This is a genomic window from Streptomyces sp. KL109B (assembly GCF_030766935.1).
Taxonomy (GTDB): domain Bacteria; phylum Actinomycetota; class Actinomycetes; order Streptomycetales; family Streptomycetaceae; genus Streptomyces.
In genome coordinates this window covers 207,920-229,661 of the sequence record NZ_JASERL010000005.1, presented here as the reverse complement: position 1 = coordinate 229,661, position 21,742 = coordinate 207,920, and the positions used below count along the sequence as shown (strand labels likewise).

General features: G+C 72.2%; 19 protein-coding genes. 10 read left to right on the top strand and 9 right to left on the bottom strand.

Features of this window, described 5'->3' with window-relative positions:
• Positions 1 to 130 precede the first annotated feature (130 nt).
• The gene (locus RBJ65_RS19145; RefSeq protein ID WP_306317406.1) at positions 131 to 2,425 is read left to right on the top strand and encodes a LuxR C-terminal-related transcriptional regulator; all 2,295 of its coding nucleotides are present in this window, start codon (positions 131 to 133) and stop codon (positions 2,423 to 2,425) included.
• On the opposite strand, the gene RBJ65_RS19140 is transcribed toward RBJ65_RS19145, so the two are convergent.
• Together RBJ65_RS19140 and RBJ65_RS19135 are read right to left on the bottom strand one after the other, a co-directional pair.
• Positions 2,346 to 2,942 carry a LuxR C-terminal-related transcriptional regulator gene (locus RBJ65_RS19140; RefSeq protein WP_306317405.1) on the bottom strand — a complete coding sequence of 199 codons (597 nt, stop codon included), beginning with the start codon at positions 2,940 to 2,942 and terminating at the stop codon, positions 2,346 to 2,348. The two genes, RBJ65_RS19145 and RBJ65_RS19140, sit on opposite strands and share 80 nt — an antisense overlap.
• A gap of 97 nt (positions 2,943 to 3,039) precedes the next feature.
• Positions 3,040 to 3,309 carry a hypothetical protein gene (locus RBJ65_RS19135; RefSeq protein WP_306317404.1) on the bottom strand — a complete coding sequence of 90 codons (270 nt, stop codon included), beginning with the start codon at positions 3,307 to 3,309 and terminating at the stop codon, positions 3,040 to 3,042.
• Between the two features lie 149 nt (positions 3,310 to 3,458).
• On the opposite strand from RBJ65_RS19135, the gene RBJ65_RS19130 reads away from it, so the two are divergent.
• Positions 3,459 to 3,887: a hypothetical protein gene (locus RBJ65_RS19130; RefSeq protein WP_306317403.1), complete on the top strand. Its 429-nt coding sequence runs from the start codon at positions 3,459 to 3,461 to the stop codon at positions 3,885 to 3,887.
• Here the strand turns inward: RBJ65_RS19130 and RBJ65_RS19125 are convergent.
• Complete coding sequence (locus tag RBJ65_RS19125) at positions 3,884 to 5,221, bottom strand: diacylglycerol kinase family protein (protein WP_306317402.1); 1,338 nt, start codon at positions 5,219 to 5,221, stop codon at positions 3,884 to 3,886. The genes RBJ65_RS19130 and RBJ65_RS19125 overlap by 4 nt on opposite strands.
• A 123-nt stretch (positions 5,222 to 5,344) precedes the next feature.
• Here RBJ65_RS19125 and RBJ65_RS19120 point away from each other — a divergent pair, with 123 nt between their 5' ends.
• A complete protein-coding gene (locus tag RBJ65_RS19120; RefSeq protein ID WP_306317401.1) occupies positions 5,345 to 6,748 on the top strand; it encodes a DUF2252 domain-containing protein in 1,404 nt (467 codons plus the stop codon).
• Here the strand turns inward: RBJ65_RS19120 and RBJ65_RS19115 are convergent.
• Positions 6,740 to 7,558, bottom strand: coding sequence for a YhjD/YihY/BrkB family envelope integrity protein (locus RBJ65_RS19115; protein ID WP_306317400.1), 819 nt, complete (start codon positions 7,556 to 7,558; stop codon positions 6,740 to 6,742). The genes RBJ65_RS19120 and RBJ65_RS19115 overlap by 9 nt on opposite strands.
• 218 nt (positions 7,559 to 7,776) lie before the next feature.
• On the opposite strand from RBJ65_RS19115, the gene RBJ65_RS19110 reads away from it, so the two are divergent.
• Genes RBJ65_RS19110 through RBJ65_RS19095 form a run of 4 tightly spaced genes read left to right on the top strand, consistent with a single transcriptional unit; the run spans position 7,777 to position 12,130 of the window.
• Complete coding sequence (locus RBJ65_RS19110) at positions 7,777 to 9,063, top strand: sugar ABC transporter substrate-binding protein (RefSeq protein ID WP_306317399.1); 1,287 nt, start codon at positions 7,777 to 7,779, stop codon at positions 9,061 to 9,063.
• A complete protein-coding gene (locus RBJ65_RS19105) occupies positions 9,060 to 10,052 on the top strand; it encodes a carbohydrate ABC transporter permease (RefSeq protein WP_306317398.1) in 993 nt (330 codons plus the stop codon). Before RBJ65_RS19110 ends, RBJ65_RS19105 begins: the two co-directional genes overlap by 4 nt.
• Positions 10,045 to 10,890, top strand: coding sequence for a carbohydrate ABC transporter permease (locus RBJ65_RS19100; RefSeq protein WP_306317397.1), 846 nt, complete (start codon positions 10,045 to 10,047; stop codon positions 10,888 to 10,890). Before RBJ65_RS19105 ends, RBJ65_RS19100 begins: the two co-directional genes overlap by 8 nt.
• 7 nt (positions 10,891 to 10,897) lie before the next feature.
• Complete coding sequence (locus RBJ65_RS19095) at positions 10,898 to 12,130, top strand: Gfo/Idh/MocA family protein (RefSeq protein ID WP_306317396.1); 1,233 nt, start codon at positions 10,898 to 10,900, stop codon at positions 12,128 to 12,130.
• A 9-nt stretch (positions 12,131 to 12,139) separates the two neighbouring features.
• Here the strand turns inward: RBJ65_RS19095 and RBJ65_RS19090 are convergent, their stop codons facing one another.
• Together RBJ65_RS19090 and RBJ65_RS19085 are read right to left on the bottom strand one after the other, a co-directional pair.
• A complete protein-coding gene (locus tag RBJ65_RS19090) occupies positions 12,140 to 12,613 on the bottom strand; it encodes a pyridoxamine 5'-phosphate oxidase family protein (RefSeq protein WP_306317395.1) in 474 nt (157 codons plus the stop codon).
• Between the two features lie 190 nt (positions 12,614 to 12,803).
• Positions 12,804 to 14,426, bottom strand: coding sequence for a GAF domain-containing protein (locus RBJ65_RS19085; RefSeq protein WP_306317394.1), 1,623 nt, complete (start codon positions 14,424 to 14,426; stop codon positions 12,804 to 12,806).
• Between the two features lie 125 nt (positions 14,427 to 14,551).
• On the opposite strand from RBJ65_RS19085, the gene RBJ65_RS19080 reads away from it, so the two are divergent.
• Positions 14,552 to 15,238, top strand: a complete 687-nt coding sequence (locus RBJ65_RS19080) for a response regulator transcription factor (RefSeq protein ID WP_306317393.1) — start codon at positions 14,552 to 14,554, stop codon at positions 15,236 to 15,238.
• Positions 15,239 to 15,256: 18 nt separating this feature from the next.
• Here the strand turns inward: RBJ65_RS19080 and RBJ65_RS19075 are convergent, their stop codons facing one another.
• On the bottom strand, positions 15,257 to 17,638 hold the full coding sequence (locus tag RBJ65_RS19075) for a phosphoketolase (protein ID WP_306317392.1): 2,382 nt from the start codon (positions 17,636 to 17,638) through the stop codon (positions 15,257 to 15,259).
• A gap of 170 nt (positions 17,639 to 17,808) precedes the next feature.
• Between RBJ65_RS19075 and RBJ65_RS19070 the strand changes: the two genes are divergently transcribed.
• Positions 17,809 to 18,273 (top strand): Crp/Fnr family transcriptional regulator, encoded by a 465-nt coding sequence (locus RBJ65_RS19070; protein WP_306317391.1) that lies wholly within the window; start codon positions 17,809 to 17,811, stop codon positions 18,271 to 18,273.
• A gap of 43 nt (positions 18,274 to 18,316) precedes the next feature.
• Here RBJ65_RS19070 and RBJ65_RS19065 read toward each other — a convergent pair whose 3' ends face one another.
• A complete protein-coding gene (locus tag RBJ65_RS19065) occupies positions 18,317 to 19,918 on the bottom strand; it encodes a carbohydrate-binding protein (RefSeq protein ID WP_306317389.1) in 1,602 nt (533 codons plus the stop codon).
• 220 nt (positions 19,919 to 20,138) lie between these two features.
• Positions 20,139 to 21,095 carry a helix-turn-helix transcriptional regulator gene (locus RBJ65_RS19060; RefSeq protein WP_306317388.1) on the bottom strand — a complete coding sequence of 319 codons (957 nt, stop codon included), beginning with the start codon at positions 21,093 to 21,095 and terminating at the stop codon, positions 20,139 to 20,141.
• 216 nt (positions 21,096 to 21,311) lie between these two features.
• On the opposite strand from RBJ65_RS19060, the gene RBJ65_RS19055 reads away from it, so the two are divergent.
• Positions 21,312 to 21,704: an ANTAR domain-containing protein gene (locus tag RBJ65_RS19055; protein WP_372341203.1), complete on the top strand. Its 393-nt coding sequence runs from the start codon at positions 21,312 to 21,314 to the stop codon at positions 21,702 to 21,704.
• Positions 21,705 to 21,742 lie beyond the last annotated feature (38 nt).

The window sequence follows — 21,742 nt, the reverse complement described above, 5'->3', positions numbered from 1 at the left end:
GCCAACGCGCCGTCCCACACCGGAACTTCACCCGGGTGAGATGGCGCCTGGCATGTGCCGGACGTGCCGCCCCCGCACCACACTTGCCGTACGGGGGTGGGTCCACGGCACTGCGAGAGCGAGGTGCACGATGCCCGAGAACCCGACCGGCACGGAGCCGACCGGCACGGAGCCGACCGGCGCGGAGCCCACCGGCACCGTGCCCGCGCTCCCCGACTGGATCGTGCCGCGCCCCCGCCTCACCGACCAACTCGCCCGCGGCGTACGCGGACCGCTCACCGTCGTGGTCGGCCCCGTCGGCGCGGGCAAGACGGCACTCGCCCTGGAGTGGGCGCACACCAGGCGCCCGCCCTGGCCGCTCGCCTGGGTCGCCTGCGACGGGCCCGCCGAGCACCCCGGCGTGTTCTGGCAGCGGGTCTTCGGCGCGCTCGGCGCCGCGGGCGTCGTCCTGCCGGAACCCGCGGCGGGCGAGGACGTGCCGCTGCTCGTGGCGACCCTCGCCGCCCGCCTGAACGCGCACGGCGAGCCGTCGGTCCTCGTCCTCGACGACTTCCAGCCCGCCCTCGACTCGCCGATCGCCCGCGGCGTCACCCACCTCCTGCGGCACGCCCCCGACGCGCTGCGCCTCGTCGTGCTCGCCCGCCGCGACCCGCCGCTGCACCTGTACCGGGGCCGACTCACCAGCGAGGTCACCGAGGTACGCACCGCCGACCTCGCCTTCGACGACCGGGAGGCCGCGGCCCTGCTCGCGCAGCACGGCATCGACGTGACGCGGCAGACGGTGAGCACGCTGCGGCGGCGCGCGGACGGCTGGGCGGCCGGCCTGCGGCTCGCCGCGATGTCCATGGAGAAGTGCGGCGACCCCGAGCGGTTCGTCGCCCAGCTCGCGGGCGACGACGAGGCGATCTCCAGCTATCTCGTCGAGGAGGTGCTCGACCAGCAGTCGCCCGGAATGCGCCGACTGCTCCTGACGACGAGCGTCCTCGACCGGGTCAACGCCGAGCTGGCCGCCGAACTCGCGGGCGACGCCGACGGATCCCTGTTCGCGGGGCTCGTCCGGGAGAACTCCTTCCTGCGCCCTGTGGGGCAGGGCTGGTACCGCTGCCACCAGATGTTCGCCGACGTGCTGCGGACCTGCCTGCGCCACGAGACGCCCGGACTCGTCGCCCCCCTGCACCGCAGGGCCGCCGTCTGGCTCGACGGACACGGGCTGCTCACCGACGCCGTACGGCATCTGCTCGCCGCCGACGACTGGGACGCGGCGGCCCGGCTCGTCGTGCGGCGCCTCGCCGTCGGGCAGGTCCTCGGCCTCGCGCGGCGCGGCCTCCCGGTCGACGCCGCCCGGCAGCCCGCCGAGGAACGGGCCGCCGACGCACCGGAGTCCGTGCTGCTCGCGGCGGCCGTCGCCAGGACCCGCGGGGACGACCCGGCGTGCGCCAGGAACCTGGAGCGGTCCGCGCGGCTCCTCGACGAACTGCCGCCGGGGGAGGAGGACAGGGCCGCGCGCTGCCGCCTCACCCACGCCGTGATCCGCATGGACCGGCTGCGCTGCCGTGACCCGCGCCTGGCCAGGGCCGCCGCGGCCGACGCCGAGTCGGCGGGAGCGCGCGTGCCGCACGCCCTGCTCGCCGAACGCCCCGAGGTCACGGCCCTCATCCTGTCCGTGCGGGGTGCCGGAGAGCTGCGGGCCGGCTGCCTCAAGGCCGCCCAGGTCTCCCTCACGGGCGGGCTCAAGGCGGCCGGCGCCGCGGGCAACGGCGCGCTGCGCCGCGACTGCCTCGTCGAACTCGCGCTCCTGGAGGCGCTGCGCGGCCGCTTCCGGGCCGCCGACGAGCTGACGGCGCAGGCCACCCAGCCGCCGATGCCGCCGTGGACCGCGGGCGAGCCGCCGCGCGCGACCCTGCACCTCGTACGGGCCTGGGGCGCCCTCGCGCGCGGCGACCCGGTCCGGGCCCGGCACGAACTCACGTACAGCCAGGGCGTGTTGGGCAAGGGATCGGACGAATTCCTCGCCGAGATCGGCGGGGTGGTCGCCCGCGTCGCGGGAACGTTGGAGCGCGGCGGCCGTGGCCCCGACGCCGTCGCGGAGGCCGTGGCGGTGTCCCGGCTGCCGCAGTCGGTGCAGCGCATCGTGGCGCCCACCTGCGCCCGGCTGTTGGGCCCCGCGCACGCGCGCCGCGCCGCCACCGCCGGGCCGCCGCCCGAGCCGTCGGCGCCGATGGACGTGCCCACCGAGCGGCTCAGCGCGCGGGAGCGCGACGTCCTCGACCGGCTCGCGCAGATGATGACCACCGAAGAGATCGCCGACGAGCTCTACTTGTCGGTCAACACGGTGAAGACCCACCTCAAGAGCGTCTACCGCAAGCTGGCCGTGTCCCGGCGCTCGGCCGCGGTCCGCCGCGCCCGCGAGCTCCAGATCCTGTGAGCGCTCCGGATCCTGTGAGCCGAAGATCCTGGAGGAGCCCCAGCTCCGTGGCGCGTACGAGCGCTTCGGCGCGCGAGCCGACGCCCAGCTTGCGGTACACGGCGCGGGTGTGGCTCTTGACCGTGTTGTACGAGACGTAGAGGTCGTCGGCGATCTGCCGCAGCGAGACGTCGTCGCGCAACAGGTAGTGCAGTACGGCGAGTTCGCGGGCGGTCAGCCGACGGTCCCCGTACGACTCCGGTACGGGCACGGGTGCGGACGCGGGTACGGGCGTGGGTGCGGGGACCGCGGCGAGCGCGGCCGACGCCCGGTGCACGAGCGCGCCCGCGGTCCGCGGATCCGACACGTTCCCCGCGATCTCCACCAGGATCCCGGCGAGCCACATCAGGCAGGTCGCCAGGGCGGCGTCGGCCGCGGCGCTCTCCTGGTCGAGCGAGCGCAGTCGATGGCGCAGCGCGGTGACCCGCCCCGGGCTCCCCGGTGCTTCGGCCGTGCGTGGGCACAGCGGTGTGGGCATGCCCCTCACCTCCCCATGTGGAGGGCATCACCTCACTACGGTGCGGTTCGCGGGGGCGCGGGAAAAGGGGTCTTCCGGGTCGTTTTTCGGGACGGTCCTACCCCTTCCCGTCGCGGGTCGCCGGGAGCCTGCGGACCTCCAGGAGTTCGAGGCCGAGGCCCTGGATGCGGTCCAGGATCCCGTACAGGGCCGCCTGGTCGAGCCCGGCGCCCAGGAGCACCGTCTCGGCGGGCCGCAGCACGACCGTCAGCTCGCCGAACGCCGACCGGAAGGCATCGCCGATCCTGCCCCGGACACGGATCTCGAAGTCGCCGCCGGAAGCAGTTCCGTCCGGCTCGGGCCCGGGACCCGGGTGTGACCCGCCCATGACGCCACCTCCTGTGCGACCGCCACTGCGCCTGCCATTCTCCCGGCGGTGGCGCCGCTCACGGCATCACCTCGGACGGGTGACGGCCACACGCGGCGGGGGCGGCATGCTCCGGGTCCACCCGGGTCCACAGAGGAGGAGGGTTCGAGATGGCCGAGCAGGAACCGAAGGCCCATGTCCGTCCGGTCGCCGTCGGCGGAGTCGTCTTCGCCGCGTTCGTGATGGGCATCATCGGCGGCTACCACGCGATCGCGGGTCTCTCCGCGGTCCTCAACGACAACTACTACCAAGCGCAGAACGACTACGCCTTCGACTTCGACACCAACGCCCGCGGCTGGGTGCAGATGATCACCGGGGTCGTGGTCTTCGCCGCGGCGGTCAGCCTGTTCAGCGGCCGCACCTGGGCGCGCGTCGTCGTCATGGCCATCGCCGGTGCCAGCGCGCTGGAGAACTTCTTCTTCACGCCGTACCAGCCGGTGTGGTCGGCCATCCTCATCGCCCTGGACATCCTGGTGATCTGGTCCCTCGCCATGTACGGCCACCGCGAGGCGCACAAGGTGTACGGGGCGCCGCTCTAGTTACCGTCCCGGGGCCGCCGCCAGGCAAGGGCCAGGTCGGTGACGCCGCGCCAGTCGAGCGGCGGGCGTTCCCGGTACGTTCCCGGGCGCTGCCTCGGCACGATCACGCGCAGCGCGCCGGGGCGCACCTCGACGCGTACGGGTACGTCCATGCGCAGCGCCTCGCCGTCGAGGCCGACGGGGATCGACTCCTGGTCGGCGTCCACGACGACCGTGGTCGCGGTCGCCGTCGTAAGCCCCGTGGACCGGGCGCCGCGCAGCAGCCCCGCCGCCTGCGCCGCGCTCGTGACCCGGACGCCGACGCAGCCGAGGATCCCGCCGTCGAGCCGGGTGCGGCGGCCGAGGCCCGCGATGTCGTGGGCGCCGTACGGGTTGTTGCTCACCAACAGCGCCTGCGGGTCGGTCACTTCGCGTTCACCCACCCTTGCCGTCAGCTCCGCGCCCTTGTGCCCGAGCAGCAGGTCGGGCAGCAGGTCGAGGGTGGTGCGGGTCTTGCCGTCGCGGTAGGCAGGGCTCTGCACCACCGCCGCGTACGCCCCGAACGACACGTTGTTGACGAACGGGTGGCCGCCCGCCCTGCCGAGGTCGACGCGGAGCTCGACGCCGTCCCGCAGCGCGTCCAGCGCCTTCGACGGGTCCTCGCGGTCCAGGCCGAGGTCGAGCGCGAAGTGGTTGCGGGTGCCGGCCGGGATCACCAGGAACGGCAGCCCGAACTCGGCGGCGACGTCGGCGACGAGGGCCTGCGTGCCGTCGCCGCCCGCCACGCCGAGCAGGTCCGCCCCGGCGGCGGCGCGCTCCCGGGCGAGCGCCGCCACGTCGACCGACTCAGGGCCCTCCAACAGCACGACGTCCGCGCCCAGTTGCTCGGCCCTCGCACGCAGCCCGAACCGCTCGACCTTCCCGCCGCCCGACCGCGGATTCATGATCAGTACGGCCCTGTGGAACGCGGGCGCCGCCGCCTCCGGCATCGGGGCGGGCGCCGAGCGCGGCCCGAGCGCCGCCCGCCCCGCGCCCGCCGCCAGCAGCCAAAGACCGCCCGACACCAGCACCACCCACACCAGGTGCGCGCGGGCGTACTCGACCAGCAGCCAGACCGGCGCGGCGAGCGCGAGGAGCAGCGCCAGGTACCGCACCGTGCCCCGCCTGCTGAGCACCCACCACACGGCGGCAGCCGTCACCGCGGTGCCCAGGATCCCCGCGCCGAGCAGCGCGAAGGTCCGCACCCCCGCGAACCCGGCCAGCACCAGCACGGCCGCCGCCGCGGCGGCCAGCGAGGCGCGCGCCAGCCACCGCCGCCCCCGGCCCCGCCCCCGCTCCTGCGTCGTCGCTTCCATGACGACCAGTCTGCGACCGGGAACCCCGCGCGGACTCACCCCCGGGAGGCGAGCTCACACCGATGGGGTGACGTGCCGGGGCCCGGCCGGGCGCACCGTGTGGGCAGCCGGAAGGGAGCCGACATGGCCGAGATGACGAGCCGACGCCGCACCGCGCGCGAGCGGGCGGGCACGGGCAGGTCCGCGCGGTCCCGGGTGCCGCGCTCCGCGCACGCCGACTACACCCCGGCCGCCGACCGCCCCGACCCCGTCGACGTACTGGAGAAGCAGTCGGCGAGCAGGCTGCCGGAGCTGATCCCGATCCGCTACGGGCGCATGCTGGAGTCGCCGTTCCGGTTCTTCCGGGGCGCCGCCGCCATCATGGCGGGCGACCTGGCGAACACCCCGGTCACCGGCCTGCGGGCCCAACTCTGCGGCGACGCACACCTGTTGAACTTCCGGCTGCTCGCCTCCCCGGAGCGGCGCCTGATGTTCGACGTCAACGACTTCGACGAGACGCTGCGCGGGCCGTGGGAGTGGGACGTCAAACGGCTCGCGGCGAGCCTCGTCATCGCGGGCCGCGGCAACGGCTTCCGCCGCGCCGAGCGGGAGCGCGTGGTGCGGGCCACGGCGGCCGCGTACCGGCAGTCGATGGGGAAGTTCGCCGGGATGCGGACGCTCGACGTGTGGTACTCGCGGATCGAGGCGGACGAGCTGTACGCGGCCGTGTCCGCGAAGCTGGACGCCCGTACCCGGCGCCGCATGTCGCGGGCGATCGGCAAGGCCCGGGGCCGCGACCACCTCCAGGCCCTGGAGAAGCTCGCCCACATCGTCGACGGCGAACTGCGCATCGCGCCCGACCCGCCCCTCGTGATGCCGCTCGACACGCTCCTTCCGGGCGTCGAACGCAAGGTCCTCGAAGAGCAGTTGATCGGCCTGATCGAGCGCTACGCGCGCACCCTGTCCGCCGACCGCAAGGCGCTGATCACCCAGTACCGGGTCGTCGACATGGCCCGCAAGGTGGTCGGGGTGGGCAGTGTCGGCACCCGCTGCTGGATCATCCTGCTGCTCGGCCGCGACGACCACGACCCGCTGCTGCTCCAGGCGAAGGAGGCACAGACCTCCGTGCTCGCGGACTTCGCGGGCGCCGGCGCCCACGTCAACCAGGGCGAGCGCGTCGTCGTCGGGCAGCGCCTCATGCAGGCCGCCGGTGACATCTTCCTCGGCTGGGAACGCGTGGCGGGCCTCGACGGGCAGGAACGCGACTTCTACGTACGGCAGTTGCGGGACTGGAAGGCGATCCCGCAGGCCGATCTGATGACGCCGGGCGTGATGAGCCTGTTCGGCCGGGCCTGCGGAGCCACCCTCGCCCGTGCCCACGCCCGCTCCGGCGACCGCATCGCCATCGCCGCCTACCTGGGCCGCTCCGACCGCTTCGACCGGGCGCTCGCCCGCTTCGCCGAGTCGTACGCCGACCAGAACGAGCGCGACCACCAGGCGCTCGCCGCCGCCGCGCGCGACGGCAGGGTGAAGGTGGAGTCAGCGTGAGGCGGTGCCCGCCGGGGGAGGAGGCGTGCCGAGCCGGCGCCGCAGGAACTCCTCCTGTGCGAGGACGCGGCCGACGGCCACCCCGAACACCACCGTGGTGAAGAACAGGATCAGCCAGGACAGCACCGTGAACACCGAGCCGAGGGCGCCGTAGCGCTCCACGCTCATCCGCAGCGCACGCGGCAGCCACAGGCCCGACACCCCGCAGAACGCGACCACCCCCGCCGCCGTGAGCAGCGCCCCCGGCAGCAGCGGCAGCCACGGCAGCCGCCCGGCGAGCAGCAGATGCTGGGTCCACCACCACATCAGGGCGGCCGCCACGAACTGCAAGGGGTAGCCGAGGAAGGCGCCCGCCCCGAACGACCGGTGCAGCGCGCCCTGCACGATCAGCATCGCCACCCACACCAGCAGCCACACCGCCCACCGCCACGCCACGAGCCGGACCCCGGAGCGCGGCAGGTCCCAGGCCCGCTCGCACATCCGCTGCAGGGCCCGCGTGAAGGCGGTGGCCGAAAGGAGCGCGACCAGCACACCGGCCGCGCCCCAGCTGTGCTGCGCGGTGTCGCCGCCCCCTGCCACCCCCTCGGCCTGCGCCACCACGGGCCCGGTCGTCCCGATCAACGTACGCAGTGAGCGCATTAGTTCACGGCGTACGGCCTGCGGACAGAACGAGGCGATGGCGATGAGCAGCGGCAGCGCGGCCAGGAACGCCTGGGCGGCGAGGCGGGTCGCCATGTCCAGGATGTTGACGTGCACCAGCCGCTGCACGATCCGGCCCGCGAGCGGCCGGGCGGCACCCGTGATCGCCATGTCGACACCCTCCCGGGGCCGGGGGAGCGCGGCCCCGGCCCCTGCCGGGCACTGTCGGACCGGCCGCCCGGGCGCACGTCGCCCGCGCCGGGTGACACCTCGGCCCGCCTGACCAGCCAAAGGTTTGCGTGAAAGTGATCGAAACAAGCCTTGACCCATCAACTTCGAGCAAATAGCGTCCTTGCATTCCGGTCGTTCCTTCACCAGGAAGGCTCTCTGTGCGCAGGCGCTCTCTCCTCGCCGCGGCCGCCACGACGCTCGCGGCGGCGCCGCTCGCGTCCGGCTGCGGACCCTCGTCGTCAACCGCCGCCGCCGGCGGCGGTTCGCGGCGCGGCCATCTCACGTACGGCGTCTGGGACGTCTACCAACTGCCCGCCATGCAGCGGGCGGCCCGCGCCTTCGAGCGGGCCAGGCCGGGCGTCACCGTCGACGTCCAGCTCACGCCCAACGGCACGTACTGGACCAAGCTGCGCACCGCCTGCACCGGCGGCTCCGCGCCCGACGTGTTCTGGATGAACGGGCCCAACTTCGGCATGTACGCCGCCGCCGGACAGCTCCTGCCGCTGGGCACCGAGGGCGCCGACGCCGTGCTGCGCGCCGAGGACTACCCGCCGGAACTCATGTCCCTGTACCGCTGGAAGGGCACCCAGTACGGCGCCCCCAAGGACTTCGACACCGTCGCGCTCTGGTACAACAAGGAGCTCTTCGACCGGGCCAAGGTCCCCTATCCGGACGACAGTTGGACCTGGCAGGACCTCATCGCCAACGCCCAGCGGCTCACGGACCGCAAGCGCGGCATCTACGGGGTCGGCGCGCCCGCCCGCAACCAGGAGAACTACTACAACTCGATCCCGCAGGCCGGCGGCTGGATCATCTCCGACGACAAGCGGCGCTCCGGGTACGCCGACGAGCAGACCCGCGAGGGGCTGCGGCTGTGGATCGACCTCATCCACCGCTACCGCGCCTCTCCCACGCTCCAGCAGATGACCGACACCGACCCCACCCAGATGTTCCAGTCGGGCACCCTGGCCATGACCTACGAGGCGTCCTACAACGCCGCGACCTTCTACCGGGACCCCGAACTGCGGGCCAAGGTCGACGTCGCGCCGATCCCCCGCGGCAAGCACCGCGCCAGCGTGCTGCACGGCCTCGGCAACGTCGTCTACGCCCGCACCCCGAACCCCGAACTCGCCCGCGACTTCGTCCGGTTCCTCGGCACGGAACGCATGTCCCTGCTCCAGGGCAAGTACGGCACCGCGATCCCCGCCCGCAACGGCACCGCCCAGCCCTGGGCCGACGGCATGCCGCGCTTCAACCTGAAGGCACACCTGGACGCGCTCGACCACGCCGTGCTCTACCCCAGCTCCGCCAACAGCTCGGCCTGGCAGCACAAGGAACAGATGTGGCTCGCCAAGGCGTGGAGCGGCACCGAGAGTCTCGACTCCGCCACCGGCGCGCTGGCCGACGCCATGAACCAACTGCTCGCGCAGGAGAGGGTCCGATGAGCGTCACCGACACCCCGACGAAGGCGGCGGTCCCCGCCCAGCGCGGCCACCAAATGCCGCAGGACCAGCGGGAGTTGCGGCGCCGCGAACGCCGCTTCCGGAACCGCGACAAGTGGTGGGGCTACGCCCTCATCGCCCCCGCCGGGCTCGGCCTCGCCGTCTTCTACCTGTGGCCCGTGGTGCAGACGCTGTACTACAGCCTCACCGAATGGGGACCCTTCGGCGGCACGACCTGGATCGGCCTGTCCAACTACCGCACCCTCGTGGGCGACCCGGAGTTCTGGGAGTCCCTCGGCAACACCGCCGTCTACACCGGACTCGTCCTCCTCGGCATCCCGCTCTCCATGGTGATCGCCGTGCTGCTCAACCTGAAGGGGCTGCGCGGCACCGGCGTCTACCGCACGCTCTACTTCCTGCCGGTGGTCACCATGCCCGCCGCGGTCGCCGTCGTCTGGCGCTGGCTCTACAACGGCGACGTCGGCATCCTCAACCACGCGCTGTCCACGATCGGCATCGACGGCACCTACTGGGTGTCCGACCCGACCACCATCCGCTTCGCGGTCGCCGTCGTCGGCGTGTGGATGACCGTCGGATACAACATGATCCTGCTGCTCGCCGGACTCCAGTCCATCCCCGGCGACTACTACGAGGCCGCCGCCCTCGACGGGGCGGGACGCGTACGGCAGTTCTTCTCGGTCACCCTGCCGCTGCTGAGCCCCACCCTGTTCTTCACCACCGTGCTCTCGGTGATCCAGTCGCTCCAGGTCTTCGACCTCGTCTATCTGATCCTCGGCGCCAACACCCAGAACGCGCTCCAGAACCCGGCCTACGGCGAGGGCCAGACCGTGGTGATGCTCTTCTTCCAGAAGGCGTTCTTCGACAACCAGCGCGGCTACGGCGCGGCGATCGTGAGCGTGCTGTTCGTCCTCATCATGGCGCTGACCGCCGTCCAGTTCCGGCTGCAGAAGAAGTGGGTCCACTATGCGTAAGACGGAACGTAGGACGGACATGCGGCAGGGGCGGATCTGGCCCGCCCACGTCCTGCTCGTGCTCGGCGCCGCCATCACCGTGTTCCCGCTGCTGTGGGAGCTGCTGACCTCCTTCAAGAGCTTCGGCGAGTCCGTGCGGGTGCCGCCGACGATCCTGCCCGCGCACTGGGACTTCTCGAACTACGCGAAGGTCTTCGACGGCGTCCCGTTCGGGCAGCAGTTCGTGAATACGCTGGTCATGGCGCTGCTGCGGACCGCGGCGCAGCTCGTGCTCTGCTCGATGGCCGCGTACGCCTTCGCCCGCATCCGCTTCCCCGGCCGCGGGGCGATCTTCCTCGGGTTCCTCGCCGTCCTGATGGTGCCGGGCCAGCTCTTCCTGCTGCCGCAGTACCAGATCATGCAGAACCTCGGCTGGCTCGACTCCATGCAGGCGCTCGTCGTGCCCGGCATGTTCTCCGCGTTCGGCACGTTCCTGCTGCGGCAGTTCTTCATGGGGCTCCCCGAGGAGTTGGAGGAGGCGGCCCGGCTCGACGGCGCCAACCCGTTCACCGTGTTCTGGCGGATCGCGCTGCCGCTCGCCAAGCCCGGACTGCTCGCGCTCGGCATCCTCACGTTCCTGTGGTCCTGGAACGACCTGATGTGGCCGTTGATCGTGAACACCGATCCGGCGAAGATGCCCCTGTCGGCGGGGCTCGCCTCGCTCCAGGGCGCCCACCTCACCGAGTACCCGGTGCTGATGGCGGGATCCCTGCTCGCCACACTCCCGGTGATCGTGGTGTTCGTCGCGATGCAGCGCCAGTTCATCCAGGGCATCGCTTTTTCCGGCATGAAGGGCTGAACCACGCATGACCACCGACATCCGTACGGACGGGCCGCACACCCCCGTGGCGCCCACCCGCGACCTCCGCCTCGGCGTCATCGGTCTCGGCCTGCGCGCCACCGTCGCCCGCGAGGCCCACCGCCCCGGCGAGGGCTCCGCCGTCGTCGCGGTCGCCGACACCGCGCCCGGCATGTTCGGCCGGGCCCGCGAGTGGTTCGGCGACGACGTGCGCGTCCACGACGGCCACCGGGCGATGCTGGACGCCGAGGACCTCGACGCCGTCTTCGTCATCACCCCCGACCACACCCACGAAGAGCTCGCGGTCGACCTCCTCGAAGCGGGCGTCGCCGTCTTCGTCGAGAAGCCCCTCGCCATCACCACGGAGGGCTGCGACCGCGTCCTTCAGGCCGCACGCACCTCAGGATCCCGGCTCTACGTCGGGCACAACATGCGGCACATGCCGGTCGTCCGCGTGATGCGCGAACTCATCGAGCGCGGCGAGATCGGCGAGGTCAAGGCCGTGTGGTGCCGCCACTTCGTGGGGCACGGCGGCGACTTCTACTTCAAGGACTGGCACGCCGACCGCCGCAACACCACCGGCCTGCTCCTCCAGAAGGGCGCCCACGACCTCGACGTCATCCACTGGCTGGCCGGCGCCTACACGGAGCGGGTCAGCGCGCTCGGCGCGCTCACGGTCTACGGCGACATCACCGACCGCACCGGACAGGCGCCCGGAGCCACCATGCCCGACTGGTACGACCCCGAGAACAACTGGCCCCCGCTCTCCCTCACCGGCCTCAACCCGGTCGTCGACGTCGAGGACCTGTCGATGATGGTGATGCGGCTGCAGGGCGGCATCCACGCCAGCTACCAGCAGTGCCACTACACGCCCGACTACTGGCGCAACTACACCGTCATCGGCACCGAGGGCCGCCTGGAGAACTTCGGCGACCACGGGGACACCGCCGAGGTCCGCGTCTGGAAGCGGCGCAGCGGCTACCGCGCCGACGCCGACCTCGTCGTCCCCATGCCGTCCCCCGGCGAGGGCGGACACGGCGGCTCGGACCCGCTGCTCGTCGCCGAGTTCCTCCGGTTCGTGCGCGAGGGCGGCGCCACCGACACCAGCCCGGTGGCGGCCCGCGAGGCCGTGGCCGCGGGCGTCGCGGCCACGGAGTCCCTGCGCTGCGACGGCCGCCCGGTCACCGTGACCCGGCCGGCCCCCGATCTGGCCGGCTGGTTCGAGGGCGGCCAGGAATGAGGGGCGTCGTCACGAGGCGCGGTCGTCGACGGCCGGGACGGCCTCGGTCAGCCGGATCCCGGTGACCAGGTCGGGGCGGATGCGTACGGCGTAGTCGAGGCCCTGCTTCACCCAGGGCCGCAGCAGGGCCCGGTAGTGCGTCAACTCCTCCGGATCGTCGACGAGTTGGGCGAACCCCGTGATGACGACGCTCCAGCCGAGGTGGGTGTCGGGGTCGATGACATCGGCCTCGTACGCCACGACCACGCCCTGGGCGGTGCCGGTTCGGGTACGGGAGGTGAGGGCAGAACCCTCATGGGTGCGGAAGACGATGTCCTCGCCGTCGAGGACGTGGCTGACCGGCCGGACCGTCGGGAGCGCGTGCTGGGTGAACACGACACGGCCGAAGGAGACGCGGGCGAGCAGGGCCAGCGCCTCCGCTCGGTCGAGTTCCACACTGTGCCGAGGTCCGGGGCCGGATCGCCGGGCGTTGTCGAGATCCATGTCGGCTTTCCGTTGGCGTGCGTACTGTGTCGAGAGAGGTGGTTCGCCGGGTAATTGAGCCCCTTGTTCGAGCGCGGCGCTAGGGCCGAACGGCCCTGGTTGAAGCATCGGCTCCGCAAGCCCCCGCACCGTCCGAGCCCCGGCGGCGCGACCACGGGTCAGCCGGAACATACGTCGATCGCCAAGACCTTCACCCCACCGGAACCGTCCACTCCGCCACCGTCCCGCCCCCGTCACCCACGCCCTGCGTGAAGAACCCACCCAACCCCTCCGCGCGGGAGCGCATGTTGGCCAGCCCGCTCCGCCGCGTGACCGCCGGAGACATCCCCCGGCCGTTGTCCGCCACGACGAGCCGGAGCCGGCCGCCCGAGACGTCCGCGGAGATGTCGACCGCGCTCGCGCCCGCGTGCCGCGCCACGTTGGAGAGCGCCTCGCGCAGCACCGCGAGCAACTGCCGGGCGTGCTCCTCGGGCACCCCCGTATCCAGGAAACCGCTCATCCGCAGCGCGGGCGTGAACCCCAACGGCTCGGCCGCACGCCCCACTTCCGCCACGAGCCGCGCCCGCAGCCCCGTCGCCTCCGACGGGTCCGACTCCCGCAGCGCGTAGATCGTGGAACGCACCACCTTGATCGTGTCGTCGAGGTCCTCCACCACGCGCCGCACCCGCTGCGCGACCTCCGGCCGGTCGTCCAGCCGGTTGACGACCGACTGCAGGCTCATGCCGCTGGCGAAGAGGCGTTGGATCGCCAGGTCGTGCAGGTCGCGGGCGATCCGGTCGCGGTCGTTGAGGACCATCAACCGCTCGGCCTCACGGCGGTGTTCAGCGATCTCCAGGGCGAGCGCGGCATGCCCCGCGAAGCCCGTGATCATGCCGATGGCGGCCTCGGGGAAGGCCGGACGGCCGGGCCGGTTCGCGATCTGCAGCACCCCGCGCACCCGCTCCCGGGCGCCGAGCGGCAGCAGGAACGCCGAGCCCATGCGCGGCCCGCCCAGATCGGCCCAGGCCGCCCGCGAGTCCTCGCTCAGCGCCGCGCTGACCATCGTCTCGCCCGAGCTGTACACCTTCGCGGCCAGACTGGTCCCCGCGGGCAGCACCAGGCCCCGCAGCCGCTCCTCGTCCACCCCGTGCGCGGCCTCGACGACGAGATCGCCGGTCCCGCCCACGGGCACGGCCAGCGTGACCAGGTCCGCCTCCGACAACTCCCGCACCGTCGCCGTGAACGACCGCAGCACCGCGGCCGGATCCTCGCCCGAGAGCAGCGTGCGGGTGAGCTCGCTGCTCGCGGCGAGCCAGCGCTCGCGGCGCCGCGCGTCGTCGTAGAGCCGCGCGTTGTCGATGGCCACGCCGGCCGCCGCGCCCAAGGTCCGCAGGATCGCCTCGTCGTCGGCGTCGAAGGGCCGCCCGCCGCTCTTCTCCGTCAGATACAGATTCCCGAAGATCTGGCCCCTGACCTGGACGGGAGTGCCCAGGAACGTGGTCATCGGCGGGTGTCCCGGCGGGAAGCCGACCGAGTCGGGGTGCTCGCTGAGGACCGCGAGGCGCAGCGAGTGCGGCTCGCGGATCAGCAGCCCGAGGATGCCCTCGCCGCGCGGGTAGTGCCCGATGGCGGCGATGGCCTCCTCGTCCACGCCCACGGTGATGAACTGCTCGATGCCGCCTTCCTCGCCGAGCACCCCGAGCGCCCCGTACCGGCAGTCGACCACCTGGGTCGCCGACTCCACGATGCGGCGCAGCACCACGTCCAGGTCGAGATCGCCGCCGATGGCGAGGACGGCGTCGAGCAGCGACCGCCGACCGGTGTCCTGCCCCATGCGTGCCCTCCCCTGGCTCGCCGCGTACATGCGTCGAGCATATGTACTGTGCCCGCCGCCGGAGGGTAGAAGCAGCACAGGCGCACAGCACGGACGGTCACCCAGGAACAGGAACAGGAGCCGGAATGCCGGACTTACCGCACACCAGGACCACACCGGTCAGGGTCTTCCTCCTCGACGACCACGAAGTGGTCCGCAGAGGCGTGCACGACCTGTTGGAAGACCAGGCGGACATCACGGTCGTCGGCGAGGCGGCCACCGTCGCCCAGGCCCTGGCCCGCGTCCCCGCCCTGCGTCCCGACGTGGCCGTGCTCGACGTACGCCTCCCGGACGGCGACGGCGTCAGCGTCTGCCGCGAACTACGCTCCGGACTACCGGAGTTGGCGTGTCTGATGCTCACCTCGTTCGACGACGAGGAGGCCCTGCTCGACTCCATCATGGCGGGCGCCTCCGGCTACGTCCTCAAGCAGATCCAGGGCGGCGATCTCGTGAACGCGGTGCGCACCGTGGCGTCCGGGCAGTCGCTGCTCGACCCGAGGGCCACCACCCGCCTCATGGCCCGGCTGCGCGGCGAGGCCACCAAGGCGGCGCAGCCCGACGTGCTCGGAGGGCTCACCGAACGGGAGCGGGAGATCCTGGAGTTGATCGGCGAGGGGCTCACCAACCGGCAGATCGGCCGCCGTCTCTACCTGGCGGAGAAGACGGTGAAGAACCACATCTCCCGGCTCCTCGCGAAGCTCGGCGTGGAGCGCCGGATCCAGGCCGCCGTCATCGCGACCCAGACCCGCGAACGCCCCCGCGAGGACCGCTGACCCCACGTACCGTCACATTCACCCGGCCCACGACCAGTTCGCGACCTCCGGCAGGTCGGTCCCGTGCTCCCGGATCCAGGCGGCGTGCCGGGTGCGCGCGTCGGCCATCGTCTGCCGGACCGCCGCGGCCCGCACCCCGAGCCCCGGCACCCGGTCGACGACATCCATGACGAGCCGGTACCGGTCGAGGTCGTTGCGCACCACCATGTCGAACGGCGTGGTCGTGGTTCCCGACTCCTTGTAGCCGCGTACGTGCAGATGGGCATGGCCGGTGCGACGGTACGCGAGCCGGTGGATCAGCCAGGGGTAGCCGTGGTACGCGAAGATCACCGGCCGGTCGGCCGTGAACAGCGCGTCGTACTCGAAGTCCGGCATCCCGTGCGGGTGTTCGTCCTTCGGCAGCAGCCGCGTCATGTCGACGACGTTCACGACCCGCACCGCCAGCTCCGGCAGATGCGCGCGCAACAGGGCAGCCGCGGCGAGGACTTCCTGCGTAGGCACGTCCCCCGCGCACGCGAGCACGACGTCCGGCTCGCGGTCGCCGTCCTCCGTACCGGCCCAGTCCCAGATCCCGGCGCCGCGCGCGCAGTGGGCGCGGGCCGCGTCCAGGGACAGCCAGTCGAAGCACGGCTGCTTCCCGGCCACCACGACATTGACGTAGTCCCTGCTGTGCAGCACGTGCTCGGCCACCGAAAGGAGCGTGTTGGCGTCCGGCGGCAGATACACCCGTACGACGTCGGGGCTCTTGTTGAGGACGTGGTCGACGAATCCGGGGTCCTGGTGCGAGAAGCCGTTGTGGTCCTGGCGCCAGACGTGCGAGGTCAGCAGGTAGTTGAGCGAGGGCACCGGGGCCCGCCACGCCAACTCCCGGGAAGTCTTCAGCCACTTGATGTGCTGGTTGACCATCGAGTCGACGATGTGCACGAACGCCTCGTAGCAGGAGAACAGGCCGTGCCTGCCGGTGAGGTTGTAGCCCTCAAGCCAGCCCTGGCAGAGGTGTTCGGACAGCACCTCCATCACCCGGCCGTCGCGCGCCAGGTGCTCGTCCGTGCCGAGCGTGCCCGCCTGCCACGCCTTTCCGGTGGCGTCGAAGACGGCCTCCAGACGGTTGGACGCCGTCTCGTCGGGGCCGACGATGCGGAAGTCGCGGCGGTCCGCGGTGTCCCGCATCACCTGCGCGAGCAGCCCGCCGAGCACCCGGGTCGGCTCGTGCAGCGTCGTGCCCGGCTTGTCGACGGGGACGGCGAACCGCTCCAGCGGGGCGATCGGCAGCGCGCGGGTGCGAAGACCGCCGTTCGCGTGCGGCGTGGCGCCGAGCCGCCGCGCGCCCTCGGGAACGTACGCGAGGACCTGCTCGCTCGGCCGACCGTCGGCGTCGAAGAGTTCCTCGGGCCGGTAGGAGCGCAGCCACGCCTCCAACTGCCGCAGGTGGTCCGGGTTTTCGCGGACGCTCGCGAGCGGCACCTGGTGGGAGCGCCACGTTCCCTCGACGGGCTCGCCGTCCACGGACGCCGGGCCCGTCCAGCCCTTCGGGGTGCGCAGCACGATGACCGGCCAGTGCGGCCGCTCGGTGCGGTTGCCCGCACGGGCCTCGCGCTGGATGCGGGCGACGCGGTCCAGGGCCTGGTCCATGGCGCGCGCCAACTCCCGGTGCACGCGCGCCGGTTCACCGCCCGTGACGTGTAGGGGGTCGTGTCCGTAGCCGCGCAGCAGCGCGTCGAGTTCGGCGTCGGGGATGCGGGAGAGCGCCGTCGGGTTGGCGATCTTGTAGCCGTTGAGGTGCAGGATCGGCAGGACCGCGCCGTCGTGCACCGGGTCGAGGAACTTGTTCGCGTGCCAGGACGCGGCCAGCGGCCCGGTCTCCGCCTCGCCGTCGCCGATCACGCAGGCGACCAGCAGGTCCGGGTTGTCGAGGGCGGCGCCGTAGGCGTGCGCGAGGGAGTAGCCGAGTTCGCCGCCCTCGTGGATCGAGCCGGGGGTCTCGGGCGCGACATGGCTCGGCACCCCGCCGGGGAAGGAGAACCGCTTGAAAAGGCGTCCCATCCCTGCCGCGTCGCGCGTGACGTCCGGATAGGTCCGCGTGTACGTCCCCTCAAGCCACGCGTTGGCCAGCACGGCGGGCCCGCCGTGCCCGGGACCCCACACGCACAGCGCGTCCTGCCCGCGCTCCTTGATGACACGGTTGAGGTGGGTGTGCACGAGATTGAGCCCGGGGGAGGTGCCCCAGTGTCCGAGCAGCCGCGGCTTGATGTGTTCGGCGGCGAGCGGCTCGGTGAGCAGGGGGTTGTCGAGAAGGTAGATCTGGCCCGCCGCGAGATAGTTGGCGGCGCGCCAGTGCGCGTCGAGCGCGGCGACCTGCTGCTTGGACAACGCCTTGTGCTTGGACGGTTCCTTCGCCATGGCAGCTCCAGCGGTGACGGCGGCGTGGTTCCCGGCGCGGCCAGTCTGCCGTGGGCCCGGCCGCGCCCGAAGAGTCCTTGTGGCCATCGTGCCGGGACGTTCGGCCCAGGGCGGGAAAGCGGCGTGCGGCGCAGGCTCGTGGTGAGGACGATGCCGAAGGAGGCCGGGCCGTGATCGCCACGACAACCCCCCGTATGACCCATGCCCTGCCGGCCGAGCACTACGAGCGGCTCATGCGGCTGGCCAGGCACGTGAACCTCGCCCAGGACGCCCGCCTCTTCGACGAGGGCGGGCGCGCCGACCGCTTCTGGATCATCAGGTCCGGCACGGTCGCCCTCGACCTGCACGTCCCGGGCCGCAGGCCCGCCGTCATCGAGACCCTCGGCTTCGGCGAACTCGTCGGCTGGTCCTGGCTGTTCCCGCCGCACGTGTGGCAGCTCGGCGCCGAGGCCGTCACCCCGGTCCGCGCCCACGAGTTCGACGCCGCGGCCGTCCGCTCCCTGTGCGCCGCCGACGCCGAACTGGGCCGGTCCGTGACCCTGTGGGTGGGCCGGGTGCTCGCGCACCGGCTGCTCGCCGCCCGCACCCGCCTCCTCGACCTGTACGCACCGCACGGCAGCGGCCTCCCGCGCTGACCTGCGTGAACAGCGCGGGAGGCCGGGGGGATGCCAGGATCGGCTACAGGCTGACCGTCCTGCCGCCGAGGGTCACGACGAGCTTGCCGTCCGACGCGTACGACCAGCCGAGCGCGCCGCTGTAGTTGGCGCAGCGGGAGCCGTTCGTCCCCGTCCAGAACTGGTTCGTGGAGTCCGCGTCGCCCACGGTCTTGTCGTTCGACCCGGAGACCGAGAACCGGCACGAGGTGTTGGAGCGGAACACCGAAGTGCCCTCGTCCCAGGCGAAGTTGCGCTGCGGGTTGTCGATGCTCAGGTTGTTCGACACGGCCATCGAGCCCGGATTGCTGTTGTACGTGAACCCGTGCTTGCCGTTCTTGTAGGCGATGGAGCGCTTGACGATGTGGTTGACCTTGATGTCCTCGCCGCCGAGCTTGTACCCGTTGCGGTCGCCGTTCGCGTTCACGGTGCCGTTGCTCAGCGTGCCGTTGTTGTACGAGAGGGAGTCCTCGATGGTGACGGGGCCGATGGGGCCGGTGTCGGTCTTGGTGTAGAGGTCCCAGCCGTCGTCGATGTTGTTGTGCGAGACGGCGTACCGGAACACGTTCCCGGAGCCCGTGGTGAGCTTCGCGGCGAACCCGTCGGCGTCCTCGCCGTCCGAGTCGGCGTTGTCGTGCGACTCCGCGCTCACGATCAGGTTGTTCGCCGGCCACTGCGACTGCGGGGTGGTGGACGCGATGCGCCCCAACTGCAGCCCGGTGTCACGGTTGTAGCGGGTCACGGTCCGCTCGATGACGTTGTTGCTGCCGCCGACGTAGATGCCGTTGTCCCCGGCGCGCTCCACGACGAGCCCGCTGACCCGCCAGTACGAGGCGAACAGCTGGAGCCCCCGGTTGCTCGAACTCTCGCTCTGCGCCGAGAAGTTGAGCACCGGCTTCTCGCCCGGGTAGGCGGCGAGCGTGGTGCGGGCGGACGAGGTGCCGTTCTTGCCCTCGGGGATGGTGACCGTCGAGGAGTACGCGTACGTGCCGCCGCGCAGGTAGATGGTGCCGCCCGCCGCGATCCGGCTGATCGCCGAGGTCAGCGTGGTCGGCGCGGACTCGGTGCCGGCCGCGCCGTCGCTGCCGTTCGGCGAGACGTACAGGGCGCCGCTGGTGGGCGGGGGAGTGGTGCCGTCGCCCGTCGGCGCGTCGACGTCCACGTAGTCCACGTTCGGCAGCCCGTCGGAGGTGGTCGGGTTCAGCCGGATGGTGTTGCTGCCCGCGCTCACCGGGACCGTGACGGTCTTGGTGGCCCAGGTCGTCCAGGCGCCGGTGCCCGCGAAGGTCGTCGAGGCCGCCTTCGTGCCGCCCACGAGGATGTCCGTGGCGCGGGTGGCGGTGGTGCCGTTCGCGTACCGGATGCTCAGGGTCGCCGTGCCCGCGGCGGGCGAGTCGACGGTGAACTGGGCATACGCGCCGGTCGCGTTGGTGGAATTGCAGTAGCCGCTGCCGGTGTAGCCGGACCATTCGGTCTCGACGACGCCGGTGCAGACGGCCGGGGAGGTCTCGGCCTGGTAGCGGGTGGTCGCGGCCTGGGCCGAGGTGCCGGACAGGGCGACGAGCGAGCCGGCCAGCAGGCCGGCCGAGGCAAGGGTGACGAGGGGTCTCGCGGCTCTCGATGTCATCGTGCGTTCTCCAGATGCGTGAACGTGACGGGTTCGAATCCGTGAACAGGACGTGCGGAGGCGCCATAATCGGGGCGGGAAAGCCCTTTCTACGGGCGGTCGTCGGTGACGGTAGAGCGGGCGCCGTACCCGCGTCAACGGCTATGTATGTGATCGTTGTTCGCCCATATGAATGCAGCCGACACGGAATCACCGTGGGAGGTTCGGGCCGCGGCAGCCCTCAGGCGCCGGTCAGCGTGTGCAGCGGGCTGCGCCCGTACGCCTCCCGGTAGAGCGCCGCGAAGCGGCCGACGTGGTGGAAGCCCCAGCGCCCGGCGATCTCGGTGACCGTCGCGGTCGCCGGGATGGCGTCCCGCAACTCGTCGTGCGCGTACGCCAGTCGGACCTGGCGCAGGTACGCCAGCGGCGTGGTGTCCAGATGCCGCCGGAACGCGTACTGCAGCGCCCGGACGGTGACATGGGACGCCGCCGCGATCTCGGCCACCGTGAGGGGCTCCTGCGCGTGTGCCTCGATGTGGGCGATCGCGCGGCGCAGGGTGGCGGAGTGGGAGTCGTGCCGGTCCGTCGCGGTGGGCCGGGTGAACGCGGTGTTCGGGAACGCGGCCAGCACGCTCGCGGCCAGGTACTGGGTCGCGGTCGAGGTCACCAACGGCTGGGCGGCGACGGCGGGATCGGCCAGCACCTCGTCGCGGACATGGGCGATGGCCCGCTTCAGGTGCCGGGCCGCGGCGGCGGAGACGGGCCGGTGGCCGAGAAGCCGGACCGGGCCCCGCGCGGCTCCCGGGGCGGCGGCCGCGACCTGGGTCAGCAGCTCCGGATCGAGCATCGTGATGTTGTAGCGCGCGCCGCGGACCCGCCCCTCGTAAGGCAGTTCGGGCGGGGTGAGGTGCACCATGTCGCCGGGGCCGAAGGTGTCCTCCGCATCGCCGAAGGCCCGGTTGTCGATGGTGCCCTCGTGGACGAGGCACAGACAGATCTTCCACAGTGGTGTCGCCGAGTACCGCATGTCGAAGTCGAGAGCGATTTCGTCGACGGTCACCCCCGGCATCGCGTCCCGCCGGATCCGCATCCTGCTGGTGTCGGCCGTGCCGTTGTCGATGCGCATACGCGCGTAATTGCGACTGAGGAAATCCTCGGTGACCTCGATGTCGCTGCTGTCGAAGTGCAGGGTGTCCATGTGCGCCGCGCTCCCAGTGAATCCGCCCGGTGCCGTCAGCCTACGAGTTGTGGCGCGGTGCTTGCCACAGGGAACGTGGAAGGTGCGCGCGGGATGGCGCGTTTCGTTTCCTGGACGACGGCGGGCACGAGGCTTCGTTCCGTGTGCTGCGGTGGTGCGTGACGCGGGTGAGGATGGCGAGTTCGGGCCGGTGGTGCCGGCCGAAGTCGTGGAAAGGTGGAGGTCCTGGCCGCTCTCGACCCCGCATCCGGTCCCGTCCTGCCCTCCGGCGATGGCCTCGCCGAGGAGAACGCCCGCCTGCGCGAGGAGAACGCCCGCCTGCGCGCCGAGAACGCCCAGCTGAAGCGGGCCGTGACGTCGCACGCCGTGGTCGACCAGGCCATCGGCGTCGTCGTCGTGCTCGGCAGGATCCCGCCCGAGGACGCGTGGCGGGTGCTGCGCGACGTGTCGCAGCGCGCCAACGTCAAGCTGCGCCTCGTGGCAGAGCACATCCTGACGTTCGCCGACGGCGGCGACCCCCCGCCCGAGCGGGAGCGGCTCGAACTGCGCCGGGCCGTCGATCGCTACGCCGTGCTGCGCCCCGGGCCGGAGCACCGCCGGGACGGGTGAACGCCTCGCGGTGCCCGGTCAGCTGGTCGAACTGGAGG

What these genes read in the sequence shown, in the direction of transcription:
- RBJ65_RS19145 (WP_306317406.1), top strand. Translation starts at nt 131, where the DNA reads ATGCCCGAGAACCCGACCGGCACGGAGCCGACCGGCACGGAGCCGACC.
- RBJ65_RS19140 (WP_306317405.1), bottom strand. Translation starts at nt 2,942, where the DNA reads ATGCCCACACCGCTGTGCCCACGCACGGCCGAAGCACCGGGGAGCCCG.
- RBJ65_RS19135 (WP_306317404.1), bottom strand. Translation starts at nt 3,309, where the DNA reads ATGGGCGGGTCACACCCGGGTCCCGGGCCCGAGCCGGACGGAACTGCT.
- RBJ65_RS19130 (WP_306317403.1), top strand. Translation starts at nt 3,459, where the DNA reads ATGGCCGAGCAGGAACCGAAGGCCCATGTCCGTCCGGTCGCCGTCGGC.
- RBJ65_RS19125 (WP_306317402.1), bottom strand. Translation starts at nt 5,221, where the DNA reads ATGGAAGCGACGACGCAGGAGCGGGGGCGGGGCCGGGGGCGGCGGTGG.
- RBJ65_RS19120 (WP_306317401.1), top strand. Translation starts at nt 5,345, where the DNA reads ATGGCCGAGATGACGAGCCGACGCCGCACCGCGCGCGAGCGGGCGGGC.
- RBJ65_RS19115 (WP_306317400.1), bottom strand. Translation starts at nt 7,558, where the DNA reads ATGGCGATCACGGGTGCCGCCCGGCCGCTCGCGGGCCGGATCGTGCAG.
- RBJ65_RS19105 (WP_306317398.1), top strand. Translation starts at nt 9,060, where the DNA reads ATGAGCGTCACCGACACCCCGACGAAGGCGGCGGTCCCCGCCCAGCGC.
- RBJ65_RS19100 (WP_306317397.1), top strand. Translation starts at nt 10,045, where the DNA reads ATGCGTAAGACGGAACGTAGGACGGACATGCGGCAGGGGCGGATCTGG.
- RBJ65_RS19095 (WP_306317396.1), top strand. Translation starts at nt 10,898, where the DNA reads ATGACCACCGACATCCGTACGGACGGGCCGCACACCCCCGTGGCGCCC.
- RBJ65_RS19090 (WP_306317395.1), bottom strand. Translation starts at nt 12,613, where the DNA reads ATGGATCTCGACAACGCCCGGCGATCCGGCCCCGGACCTCGGCACAGT.
- RBJ65_RS19085 (WP_306317394.1), bottom strand. Translation starts at nt 14,426, where the DNA reads ATGGGGCAGGACACCGGTCGGCGGTCGCTGCTCGACGCCGTCCTCGCC.
- RBJ65_RS19080 (WP_306317393.1), top strand. Translation starts at nt 14,552, where the DNA reads ATGCCGGACTTACCGCACACCAGGACCACACCGGTCAGGGTCTTCCTC.
- RBJ65_RS19075 (WP_306317392.1), bottom strand. Translation starts at nt 17,638, where the DNA reads ATGGCGAAGGAACCGTCCAAGCACAAGGCGTTGTCCAAGCAGCAGGTC.
- RBJ65_RS19065 (WP_306317389.1), bottom strand. Translation starts at nt 19,918, where the DNA reads ATGACATCGAGAGCCGCGAGACCCCTCGTCACCCTTGCCTCGGCCGGC.
- RBJ65_RS19060 (WP_306317388.1), bottom strand. Translation starts at nt 21,095, where the DNA reads ATGGACACCCTGCACTTCGACAGCAGCGACATCGAGGTCACCGAGGAT.